Annotated in this window: 11 protein-coding genes; 2 read left to right on the top strand and 9 right to left on the bottom strand. The window is 41.3% G+C overall.

Annotated features, from left to right (window positions below; translation table 11 throughout):
- Positions 1–5 precede the first annotated feature (5 nt).
- Positions 6–1307, top strand: a complete 1302-nt coding sequence (locus tag BGP15_RS23620) for a TolC family protein (RefSeq protein WP_286770840.1) — start codon at positions 6–8, stop codon at positions 1305–1307.
- Between the two features lie 123 nt (positions 1308–1430).
- Here BGP15_RS23620 and BGP15_RS23615 read toward each other — a convergent pair whose 3' ends face one another.
- Positions 1431–1697 (bottom strand): hypothetical protein, encoded by a 267-nt coding sequence (locus tag BGP15_RS23615; protein ID WP_172462508.1) that lies wholly within the window; start codon positions 1695–1697, stop codon positions 1431–1433.
- A 324-nt stretch (positions 1698–2021) separates the two neighbouring features.
- Between BGP15_RS23615 and BGP15_RS23610 the strand changes: the two genes are divergently transcribed.
- A complete protein-coding gene (locus BGP15_RS23610) occupies positions 2022–2747 on the top strand; it encodes an acyl-[acyl-carrier-protein] thioesterase (protein ID WP_070561133.1) in 726 nt (241 codons plus the stop codon).
- An 82-nt stretch (positions 2748–2829) separates the two neighbouring features.
- On the opposite strand, the gene BGP15_RS23605 is transcribed toward BGP15_RS23610, so the two are convergent.
- From BGP15_RS23605 to BGP15_RS23570, 8 genes are all read right to left on the bottom strand, one after another.
- Positions 2830–3459, bottom strand: a complete 630-nt coding sequence (locus tag BGP15_RS23605) for a gluconate 2-dehydrogenase subunit 3 family protein (protein ID WP_070561134.1) — start codon at positions 3457–3459, stop codon at positions 2830–2832.
- A gap of 19 nt (positions 3460–3478) precedes the next feature.
- Positions 3479–4912, bottom strand: a complete 1434-nt coding sequence (locus BGP15_RS23600) for a Gfo/Idh/MocA family protein (protein ID WP_070561135.1) — start codon at positions 4910–4912, stop codon at positions 3479–3481.
- Positions 4913–4931: 19 nt separating this feature from the next.
- A complete protein-coding gene (locus BGP15_RS23595; protein WP_070561136.1) occupies positions 4932–6617 on the bottom strand; it encodes a GMC oxidoreductase in 1686 nt (561 codons plus the stop codon).
- Positions 6618–6659: 42 nt separating this feature from the next.
- Positions 6660–7898 carry a nucleoside permease gene (locus tag BGP15_RS23590; RefSeq protein ID WP_070561211.1) on the bottom strand — a complete coding sequence of 413 codons (1239 nt, stop codon included), beginning with the start codon at positions 7896–7898 and terminating at the stop codon, positions 6660–6662.
- Between the two features lie 95 nt (positions 7899–7993).
- A complete protein-coding gene (locus BGP15_RS23585; protein ID WP_070561137.1) occupies positions 7994–8917 on the bottom strand; it encodes a hydroxypyruvate isomerase family protein in 924 nt (307 codons plus the stop codon).
- Between the two features lie 15 nt (positions 8918–8932).
- The gene (locus BGP15_RS23580; RefSeq protein WP_286770839.1) at positions 8933–9955 is read right to left on the bottom strand and encodes an FAD:protein FMN transferase; all 1023 of its coding nucleotides are present in this window, start codon (positions 9953–9955) and stop codon (positions 8933–8935) included.
- 12 nt (positions 9956–9967) lie between these two features.
- Positions 9968–11281: a Gfo/Idh/MocA family oxidoreductase gene (locus BGP15_RS23575; RefSeq protein WP_286770838.1), complete on the bottom strand. Its 1314-nt coding sequence runs from the start codon at positions 11279–11281 to the stop codon at positions 9968–9970.
- A gap of 26 nt (positions 11282–11307) precedes the next feature.
- Positions 11308–12276: a formylglycine-generating enzyme family protein gene (locus BGP15_RS23570; protein WP_286770837.1), complete on the bottom strand. Its 969-nt coding sequence runs from the start codon at positions 12274–12276 to the stop codon at positions 11308–11310.
- Positions 12277–12511 lie beyond the last annotated feature (235 nt).

The following is a 12511-nucleotide window of genomic DNA, read 5'->3' as shown; positions in this document are numbered from 1 at the left end:
AAGACATGAAGAGAAATTTCATCCTACTAGTATTACTTTACTCCATCATGTTTCAAGCTCGGGCGCAAGAAGTACTGACTTTGGAAGATGCACTGAAAACTACACTGAGCAATAACTTCAACATTCTCCTAGCTAAAAATGACAATAACATTGATATGGAGAATACCAGTTTAGGAAGCGCCGGTATGCTTCCGGCAGTAACTGGAACGTTTAACAGAAGCAACTCCATCCAGAACTCCAGACAGGTCAGAGCAGATGGTCAAATACAGCAGATCTCCAATGCAAAAAACGACAACATGTCTTATGGAGTTAACCTAAACTGGACGATATTCGATGGATTGGGTATGTTTGCCCGTCGCGATCGCTTCAAAGAAATACAACGCCAAGGGGAAGCGGAGATCAAATATCAAGTGATCACCCAACTCAGCGAAGTCATGGCAACCTATTACAATCTGGTGCAGCAAAAGCGCCTGATAAATGCACTGGATACCACCATTACCTTATCGAGATACCGCGTCACGCTGGCAGAAAATCGCCTGGAGATCGGAAAAGGCTCCAAGCTGGATCTCCTGAATGCAAAAGTCGATTTAAATACCGATCAGACAAACTTACTCAGACAGCAGGAAAGCTTCAAAAATACCAAGACTTACCTCAATCAGCTGATGACACGCGACTTGAGCCTGGATTTTCAGGTTGAAGATGAAATGAAACTTGATACGGATCTTAAACTTGGTAATCTGATCGAAATTGCCGATCGCCAAAATCCACAAATCCAGCTCGCCATCATCAACAATCGGGTGGCCGAACTCAACTTAAAAGCAGTTAAGGCCGAACGTTATCCCAAAATTGGATTAAACAGTGGTTACAACTGGAACGAATCCCACTCCTCCCTCGGTTTCTCGACAGAAAACAAAAATAGAGGTCTTACCTACGGTATATCGGCTTCCCTTAATATTTTCAATGGATTTCTTCAAAATAGAAACGAACGGATTGCTAAATTTCAGATTAAAGGTTCTGAGCTGCAGATACAACAACAAAAACAAGATATTCAGGCACAGGTCAGAACGCTGTTCCAAACCTACATCACCAATATGGAACTGGCTCATGTAGAACGGAAAAATGAGGAGCTGGCAAAAGAAAATCTAAACATCACCATGGATAAATTCCGTATCGGTACCATCACAACTTTGGAAGTAAGAACGGCGCAGTTAAACTACATCAATGTAATGACTCGGAGCTATACTGCACAATATGATGCAAAGGTATCCGAAATACGCCTAAAAGAATTAACAGGCGAAGCATACTAGAAATTTCTTTCAGCATGAGGTCCTCTTCATGAAGGAACAGGATTTTGAAGCGCTTTTCATCAGCATCTATTTTTAAAAAGCGAAAGGCTCCTTAACTAAATGAGGAGCCTTTCGTTTGTCTATTTAATAGTCTATTGCTATAATAGATTTCAGTGGTATTAACACGCCACTTTTTATCTGAATATATCTATCGGTTAACGACCATACGGTGGTCTCGATACGCTTTGGTCCGGAATCAGTCTCAAAGGCGATTTCAGTTTTGGATTTAAACTCATTTCCCAACCGAAGTGCCCCTTTCAATTTATCCATAAAAGTCGCTGTCTTATCTTCACTCGCCGGGATAAATTTAAATTGAGGAATTTCCTCTTTAGCTATTAGTTCTCCAACCATAATACTAGCATTTAATGTGTAAATTATTGTTTTGCGTTATGCTACTCTTATAACGCTTTAAAGCCAATCTTATTTTATCTCTTTCTGCCATTGGCTTATTTAAATCTACCGATTCCCATGATAAAAATCAATTAAATCCTTGAAAACTATCATTTATTTTACAATAAAAAAACGATTGTACTTTGGACACACTACTCCCCTTTGAGGGTCACCGGCAGGCCCAACAGGCATTTATAACGAGATATCTAAATATAGTGTCATTTCATTTTGAATTTATAGCCCAAATCGTTCATATTACCTATTTTTGATCAAAAAAATATGTAAATGGAAAAATCTGTTTTTGAAAAAGAGTGGGAAATTTATTTCACGCAATGCTATTCTAATGGCCGTATTCGTTTCTCCGATTTATCCAATATTCTGCAGCTTACCGCGGGAGAACACGCCAATGCTGTGGGATTCGGTTTTAAAGAAATGGCCAAACATAACCAAACTTGGGTACTTAGCCGCATACGTATAGAGATTGCACGATTGCCCAAATGGATGGACATCGTCAAGGTTAAAACTTGGATACAGGAATTAGAGGGCGCACGCTCAACACGGAATTTCGAAATTACCGTCAATGGACAGATCTATGTTACGGCAACCAGTTATTGGGCTGTCATCAATACCGTGAAGCGGAGCTCTGAAACACTCGCGATTTCCACCGAAAATTTTACCACCTATCCGGATCGTCCCGCAACACAACGGCCATTTTCAAAATTGGATATTTCCCAGACAGTCAAAAATCTTGATGAATATTGTGTTAAGCTCTCGGATCTGGATATTGTCAATCACGCCAACAATGTAAAATACCTGGACTGGTGTATGGACAGGTTGCCCATTGAGCTTGTATTGACCAATCAAATCAAATCATTAGAGATGAATTACCTGCGCGAATTACGCTATAATGATACTGTAGAGATTAATGGTGATGCGACAGATCAGGGTTACTTTATGACAGTGACCAAACAGCAGCGCATTCATTTTGCGCTGGCCATAGAAACAAAATAAAAAGGGAAAACAAGATAAGAACGCGAAACAATAAAAAAAGGGAGGCTACGGGCCTCCCTTTTTATCTTACATAGCGCATCGTTTATGCAAATGCTTTATCGCCTTTTTTGTAAGGAAGGTTACCATCAAATTTTCCCGGTATCTTCACAAAACGCAATGCTTTTGTACAACCCAGCTCCGAGTTAAAGAAACCGGTCAATGTCAATTGTTTGAACATCGTAAACCAATGTGGTGGATCGTTCTCAACATAATTATACAATTGATTTTGTTTTTCTTTATTCTTCTCCAGAATATCCTTTTGATCTTCAGCTTGCTTTTTATTAAACTCGTTTGCTTCTTTATCCAAAGCAGCTGCAACAGCCGTTCTGTCTTCCGCAGAAAGCTCCAGGAATGGTTTTCCTTTCACCTCTTTTGCCTTATCATCTAAGCTCGCAAAACCAGTTAAAAATGCCTTTTGTTGCTTCTCCGTATAACAATCGCGAACCATGACTGGGATAAAACTTCCTACCCCTGCTTCTTTCGCACCCGGAGTTGCGGTAGCTGGTAAGATTGCTTCAGCCAAGTCACCTAATAAATCAGTTGTCTTCGCTTCAAATAATGCTTGCACATCTTTGGTTGCTGAGCGTGTACAACCTTCCAAAAATAAATTAGCGCCGATAACGGTACCTCCTAAAATTAAGGCAACTCGTTGTAATGCTTCTCTTCTATTCATACTACTAAATATCTTAATTTTAGAAATTATATTTCATTTCCCAACCTTGTCTGTAATTACGTTTTACATATTGATTGACGTTGTCAAAGTTGGTGACACGCATGTTATCGTTATCCCACAACAATTTCAGGTTACGTCCAGGGTATTTACCATCAATACGTAAATCAGCACCTCTGATTGCCAGGTTAGCCATCAATAAAGCTTCTGTCAACGGACCTGCTATTTCAAAAGGTGAACTTACTTCTTTCTTGCCGTATCCAGCCTGACAAGCTTCAACCCATTGTGCGTAGTGTCCACCTTCTTGTCCTGGTACACGGGCATATTTCTGTGCCACCTGCTCTTTTCTTGAAGTCGGCAACAAGCGTGCATTCTGGCCGTAGGTATCCGCAAGGATTTTACCTTTTGTACCTACAAGTAAGATACCGTTACCACCATCACCAAAAATTTCGTTTGGACCTAATTCATCCGGGCGAGCAGGCTGAATACCACCATCCATCCAATGTAAAGTCACCGGACCATTGGTACGTGGTGTTTTAGGGAATGTTAATGTCGCATGGCTCGATGGAGGACAGCTTTCAGGGAAATATCCACGTTTGAATTCATCCACATACACCGATCCTACAGTTGCCTGTACATCCTGTACATAAGTCAATCCCAAGGTACTGAAAGGAACTTCCAACAAGTGACAGCCCATATCGCCCAATGCGCCAGTACCATAATCCCACCAGCCGCGCCAGTTGAAAGGCACCAATTTATCCACATACTCTTTATAAGGCGCTGTACCTAACCAAAGGTCCCAATCCAATTCTTTTGGAACTTCGGCCTTGCCTGTTGGCCATGCAATACCTGAAGGCCATACCGGACGATCTGTCCAACAATATACCGTATGTACATCACCGATCAGACCTGCTTCGTACCATTCACGTACAAAACGTGGTCCATCATTCGATGCACCTTGATTTCCCATCTGGGTAACCACTTTATATTTTTTAGCTGCATGCGTCAATGCTCTCGCTTCCCATACATCGTGAGTCAACGGTTTTTGAACGTACACGTGTTTACCCAATTGCATAGCTGCAAGTGCCTGAATCGCATGTTGATGATCTGGAGTTGATACAGAAACGGCTTCTATACGTTTGTGCTCCTTATCCAACATCTCACGGTAGTCTTTGTAATACTTTGCTTTCGGGTAACGTTTCAATGCACCAGCTGCACGACGGTCGTCCACATCACACAAGAAAGCAAGATCTGCTTTTCCTGAATCATGGAATGCATTGATGTCACTAAAACCTTTACCCCCTACACCAATACCTGCTACTTGTAATTTGTCACTTGGAGCTGTAAAGCCATTTCCGCCCAATACATGGCGAGGGACGATCATAAAAGCCGCAGCAGCTGTTGCCGCGCTCTTTATAAAACCTCTTCTACTCGTCTTATTTGAGTTATTTTCCATTGTTATCAATCTTTAGCTATTAGATGTTACCTTTTTTCAATTCGCTTACTGCGAAATCAACCGCACGAGCAGTAAGTGCCATATACGTCAATGAAGGGTTGACACAACCTGCAGAAGTCATACAAGCACCGTCCGTTACGAAAACATTCAATGCATCCCAAACTTGGTTGTTACCATTTAATACCGAAGTTTTTGGATCACGTCCCATGCGGGCAGTTCCCATTTCGTGGATACCTTGGCCCAAACCATATACGTTATCGTACGTATAGGTATCTTTTACGCCAATGCTTTCCAACATTTCCTTCATTTCATTTTGCATGTCGCCACGCATCTTCAATTCATTATCCTTGATCTCAGCGTCAAATGATAATACAGGTAAGCCCCATTTATCTTTTTTGCTCTTGTCAAGTGTAATTTTATTTTCGTGATATGGCAAGGTTTCTCCGAAAGCAGTAAAACCAACAGTCCAGTCACCTGGCTCACAGATCGCATCTTTCCATGCACCACCAACTTCCATCTCGGCAACAGCACCAGACCAACGTCCACGACCTGCAGCACCCTGGTAACCAAATCCACGTACATAGTCACGTTTTTTGGTATCACCTTCTACATTTACAAAACGTGGCACATACAAGCCTGTTGGTCTACGACCATATACATAGCTATCCAAATATCCATCTATTTTACCTCCGGCACCACAACGGAAATGGTGATCCATCAAATTGTGGCCCAATTCACCGCTACTGCTACCCAGACCGCCTTCCCAAACATCTGTAGCTGAGTTCATTAACACCCAAGTCGAGTTCAATGCAGATGCACAAACAAAAATTACTTTAGCGAAAAACTCATACGTTTGGTTTGTTTCAGCATCAACAATTTCAACACCTTTTGCCTTTTTCGTGTTTTTATCGTAGATAATCTTTGTTACGATAGAAAAAGGACGTAAAGTTAGATTGTTTGTTTTACGTGCTGCAGGAAGAGTTGCCGATTGCGTACTGAAATAAGCACCAAAATTACAACCCAACCAACATTGATTTTGATATTGACAATTTACACGATCATGATGCGGAACAGTAATGTTGGCTGTTCTACCCATGATGAAATGACGTTGACCACCATATTGCTTTTTCAAACGCTCAGCGAGGTCTTTTTCAACAATGTTCATCGCCATTGCTGGCATGTAATCTCCATCTGGCAAAGATGGTACACCATCTCTATTTCCGGAGATACCCGCAAATTTTTCAGCATAACTATACCAAGGGGCAATATCCTTATAACGAATCGGCCAATCCACACCGTGGCCATCTTTTAAGTTAGCTTCAAAATCCAAATCGCCCAAACGATAAGATTGTCTCCCCCACATTAAAGAACGTCCACCAACATGATACCCACGGTACCAGTCAAAACGTTTTACCTCTGTATATGGACTCTCCTTTTCATTTACCCAAAAATCCAGGTTCTTCTCATTCAACGGATAATCTCTACGCAAAACCGGATATTCTTCGATCATTTTCTGTGTACGACCGCCAGCATGAGGCCATTCCCATGGATTTTTATTTGGCGCAGTGTAATCCTTAATGTGTTCAATGTTACGACCACGCTCCAGCATAATTGTTTTCAGCCCTTTCTCTGTCAATTCTTTCGCAGCCCATCCACCACTTATCCCCGAACCGATTACAATTGCGTCATAAGTATTTGTTGCCATCTCTCTTCTAATTATTTGTTTTTAAATAGTTATTTTTTCTGTTTAGTGTGCAGCATTTGTACTGTCGATCTTTTCGTCCTTAAATAAAGCTAAAAAGATAAAAAATACAACAGCTGCGATAATTGCAGGTACAACCCAGGTATGATTCCAGAATCCTGCTAGGTCTGTTGCTTTCATTGCTTTGTATTTGTCTCCGACGTAACCCGCTACCCAGAAACCGATCAACTGTCCAACACCATATGTTGCCAGCGTGATCAAGCCCTGTGCTGCAGATTTGTATTTAACACCTGCTTTGCTGTCCGTATAAATTTGTCCCGAAACAAAGAAAAAGTCATAACAGATACCGTGCAATGCAATACCGATCAACAACATGAACGACAATTCACCTGCATTGCCATAAGCAAATAACAGGTAACGGATTACCCAAGCCAACATACCGACCAAAATTGTTTTCTTAAAGCCAAATCTTGTAAAGAAAATTGGGAGTGCCAACAAGAACAATACCTCAGATCCCTGACCAATTGTCATTTTACCAGTAGCATTTTCCAGCCCTATCTCAGAAAGAAAAGGGTTTGCATTTGAATAATAAAATGCCAATGGAATACAGATCAATACCGAAGAAATGAAAAAGATCAAGAAGTTTTTGTCTTTCAACAATTTGATCGCATCCAGACCAATGATTGATGCAAAGGACGGTTTTTCGTTTTCGTCCAGTTTAACCGGTGGAGTTTTAGGTAATGCAAAAGAAAATATACCCAATACTAAAGAAGCAACACCCGATAATAGGAAGGTATTTTTTAATGCTCCTTCAGATGCTTTTGCATCCCAAAAATAGCTAATAACTAAACCAGCAACAATCCAACCAATTGTCCCCCAGATACGTATTCCTGAAAATTGTTTTTCCGGATTGGTCAATTGCCGAAAAGAAACTGAACTAGTCAAAGCCAATGTTGGCATGTAAAGTATCATATAAGCCAAAACATACGGATAAAATGTCGACATGTCTGTTGCGCTATACATCTGATACATTAATACTGCACCGACCAAGTGTAAAACACCCAAAATACGCTCCGCATTAAAATAACGGTCTGCAATCATTCCGACAATAAAAGGCGCGATAATCGCTCCCAATGATTGTGTTGAAAATACATTGGCCTTTTCAAATTCTGTTGCATTCAAATTCTTGCTCAAGAAAGTACCTAATGTGACAAACCATCCCCCCCAAATAAAAAATTCGAGGAACATCATAAAGGATAGTTTAAATTTTATTGTTGATGAAATCATAAAAAAAATGGTGTTTTACAATACTACTAATTGGTTTTACCTGCTCAATTTAAGAAATTAAATCTAATTGTCAATAGTACACTATTAAAATATTACAAAAAGCTATCGACCTCGCGATATGCCGCCACCAAGCGATCCTCACCCTCTTTACCAGGCTTGGAAATACCATGCTCCATCCCCATGATACCCTTATATCCTTTACTATGAATGTGTTTGAATACGTTTTTATAATTGATCTCGCCCGTAGTCGGTTCTTTACGACCTGGATTATCGCCGATTTGAATATACGCAATTTCATCCCAACAACGATTCATATTTGCAATTAAATCCCCTTCGGTACGCTGCATATGATAAATATCATACAAAATTTTACAGGATGGACTATTCACGGCCTTACATAAAGCATAGGTCTCATGCGTTTGCTGCAAAAACAAATCTGGTGTATCACTTAAGGTTTCCAACACCATCACCAAACCATGTGGTTCAAAGATCTCCGCACCTTTACGCATCGCAGTAAGGATATTGCTGAACTGATTACCCCAAGGCAGTTTTCTTTCATAAAAGCCCGGTACCACAGTCAGCCATTTTGCGTTACAACGCTTGGCAGCTTCGACAGACTTCTTGCATGTTTCGACAAACTTGTCCAAATACTCCTGTTTACCCGTCGCTAAAGAAGGCATCCAGTTTTGTCCGCCATCCACAACAAATACACCCATGGTCATGCCTAACTTCGCTAATAAATCACCGATCTTCTGCTGCTCGTCCAATGTTCTACCCAAATAGCCATTATCTTCTATTCCACGGAATCCCAAATCATACATATACCGAATTTCATCCAGGAAATTATCACCTGCATGATTTTTGAACATTCCCTGATGGGGAGCATAATTTAAATTGAATGTCTTTCCTTTATCCATCGTATTTGCTGTATTTTGAGTTGTAGACGCAAAAGTCTGTCCAGCTAGTCCTGCCCCCGCGGCCAAAAGACTACCTTTAATAAAATCCGATCTCTTCATTTTATTTATAATTGATTAATTTTTAAATAATTTACCAAATCCATCCGAATAAATCGTTTCTATGGACTGATTTTTATTTTTAAAAATGACAAAAACCGCCACACCTTTCAATTTTTTGGCCTTTGTCTTAACTTGTTCGGGTTCCATGCCCATAAAATAATTATCCAGTGCATCCGCTTCCATAGCAGTCTTCGCATAGACGCTGACACTCAATATATCGGTCATGTATGGGAAACCCGAAACAGGGTCAATATGATGACCCAATTTTTTCCCTTTGTATTGAATAAACTTTTCGAAACTGCCGGCTGTTGTCAGCGCCCCTTCATTGAGCTGCGCAACAGCAGTCATCAATTCCTCCCCACTTTCACCATCGGGCTGAACAATACCAATGGAAAAGCCATGCCCACCTGGCGGAGTTCCCAAAGCCCTGATTTCACCACCTACCTCGACCATATAATTGGCAATTCCCTTACGTTCGAGATAGTCGGCCAAGACGTCTACCGTATACCCCTGTGCAATACCATTAACATCGATTTTAATCCCCTGTTTCTTTTTAATCAGCCGGTTGCCGCTGACCTTCAGGTAGTGCATTCCCACCAGTTCCTTCGCTTTTCGTACCGTCGCCGAATCCGGGGCCACCGGGCTCTTATTAGCACCAAAGCCCCATAGGTTGACCAGCGGGGCAATAGTGATATCGAATTGACCTTTCGATAATTTGTGGTATTTAAAGGAAGCATTTATCACCTTAGCCATGTGGCTATCCATCACAACAGACATTACCGTATCTGTATTGAACTTGGATATCCTCGAGTCTTTGCGGTAAATTGACATCGACAAATCGATTGCCGTTAAGATACTGTCAACTTCCGACCGCCTAACAAGACTGTCGGAAGCGAAGTAAGTGATATGGAATTGGGTACCCTGCGCGGGTCCCTCCAGCCGAATTTTATGGGGTTTCGTTGCCGGTATCTGCGCCTGTGCATCAATGCAACAAATCGTAGCAAAAAATAGAAGGCACAAATTCCACTTTAATCCCATTGGTCCAATTGCTTAAATATATAAGTTGGTGTTTTGACCAGGCATCGCTACTGGGTAAAAACCTTCTGCATCCGGAAGTAATTTTGGTTTAGCATCCCAAGCAAGTACATCTGGTCCCAATTTGATGGTCGATTTCAAGGCTTCATCCCACTTGATTACCTTACCGGTATAACAAGCGATACGTCCGATAATACCTGTCAACGTACTGTAAGCACCATATTCTGCATTATCAAATTTATATTCGCCTTTCGAAATTGCCGTAAAAAGTTCTTTATGTTCTTGCTGATACGGGTTTGGATTACCCTTCGCGTCATGGCGATAGATTTCCTTTCCCTTCCAGTCGTACAATACAGCCTGTCCACCTGCAGAAAGATAAGCACGTCCTTTTGTTGCCTGGAATTGCTCGTCTACACGGTTATGTATACCTTCGAAGTGTCTACATTGACTATAAACAACGCTGTTGTCGGCATAGGTCAATTCTAATGCAAAATTATCATAGATTTCACCATACTCTTTGCCGGTGCGGTGTGCCCTGCTACCTGTACCTTGGATCGATACCGGGTAAGCACCTTTCACCCAATTGGCGATATCAATATTATGTACGTGCTGCTCTACGATATGATCGCCACATAACCAGTTGAAATAATACCAGTTACGCATTTGGTACTCCATTTCAGTTTGCTCTGGCTTACGCGGACGCACCCATACGCCACCTGAGTTCCAATAAACTTGTCCCGAAGTAACATCACCGATTGCACCCTCGTGGATACGTTTGATCGCCTCACGGTAATTCGTTTGATAACGGCGTTGTAACCCGACTACAACATTCAATTTTTTACGTTTAGCTTCTGCAGCCACACGTAAGACCTGCTGTACACCAGGGATATCAACAGCGACCGGTTTCTCCATGAAAACATGTTTACCTTGACGGATCGCTTCCTCAAAATGCATTGGTCTAAATCCTGGAGGAGTTGCTAAAATAACAACATCGGCCAATTGAATTGCATCTTTATATGCACCGAACCCCACAAATTTGTGATTGTCACTTACATCGATCTTATCTTGCCATTTTTCCTTCAGCGTTTTATAAGTACTCTCTAAATTATCTTTAAAAGCATCTGCAAGAGCCACCACTTTAATGTTCATGCCCGAACTTAGCGCATCAAATGTAGCTCCAGTTCCGCGGCCCCCACAGCCCACTAAGGCAACTTTGATAACATCCGAACCAGCGGCATATGCACCTGATAAAGGCATTGAGCTCAACACAGCGCCCCCAGCAACTACAGCAGAAGTTTTAATAAAATCTCTTCTTTCTAGATTTTCCATAACAGTTTTATATTGATTATTTTATATTAAAAGTCTTTGATTGGCTGTTTATCGTAATAAGCCATAATCTCTTCGTGACTAGGTGGGTTGAGGGGTCTGACTAGTCTCATACCCACGAATGGGGCTTCTGGAAACCACCAGTTACTTTTTGGAATTTGTGGATCCAACTGTTTCCATACGGGATCTGAGGCACCACGCGCTGCAGAGCGCATGTCCTCGGCACCACTGTCAAAAGCACCGCCACGTACAACATGTGGATACAGGGTTGTCGGAACGACTACAGGATTAGTCAATACCTTGCCTTTACCTTCATTGTAACTATCGGCCTTATATTGATCATAAGTCCATTCGGCAACATTGCCATAAATATCATAAAGGCCCCAAGGATTCGGTTTCTTCTGTCCTACAATATGTGTTTTCTGTTCAGCATTATCTTTAAACCAGGCATAATCTGCTAATGGCGTTGCTTGATCACCGAAAAAATAAGTCGTCTTTGAACCTGCTCGAGCTGCATATTCCCACTCGGCCTCTGTTGGTAAACGGTAAAATACACCGGTACGGACATACAGCCACTTACAGAATTGAATAGCATTGTAATGGGTCATCGCTAGGGCCGGGTGCCCTTCCTTTCCAAAACCAAAAGTCATATCCAAATAAGGTTTGGTCGGTCGCGTAACGGCATCAATCTCTTTCGATACTTTACCGTCCTTACTCTTTGCGATCTCATAATCTTTATACAGAAATGGCTCAAACAGATCCCAGGTTACTTCATACTGGCCCATCCAAAATGGATCCAACTTCACCTCGTGTGCAGGTTTTTCATCCTCTTTCCCACCACTTGTAGTTCCCATTTTAAAACTACCGCCAGGGATTGCCAGCATTTTGAACGTCAGATTAGTCCCTTCAATAGGTTGTTCATAAGGTTCGAAAGCTTTCTGAGCCGTAGCGTGCACGCCGGCAAATAACAAAACAGGAATAAAGATTCTTTTTAACATATTTAGGTTTGTAATTAAAGACTAAAATATAAAATAAGGTGTATACTTTACACTTTGACACTATAACTTTTTTATTACAGTTTAATTCTTAACATAATAGTCCATTCGTAATATCGATTTAGCCAGATGCTGGCAAGTATCCAGGGTAACTTAACTAGCCTGAAAATCAAGATCAATAAAAAAGGTTTTCCATTCTCATGGAAAACCTTAATATCTTATCACAGTATGCCCCTGT

The sequence above is a fragment of the Sphingobacterium sp. 40-24 genome, from assembly GCF_001899705.1.
Taxonomy (GTDB): Bacteria; Bacteroidota; Bacteroidia; order Sphingobacteriales; family Sphingobacteriaceae; genus Sphingobacterium; species Sphingobacterium multivorum.
The sequence above is the reverse complement of the archived record's forward strand: the minus strand, read 5'-3'. Positions and strand labels throughout refer to the sequence as shown.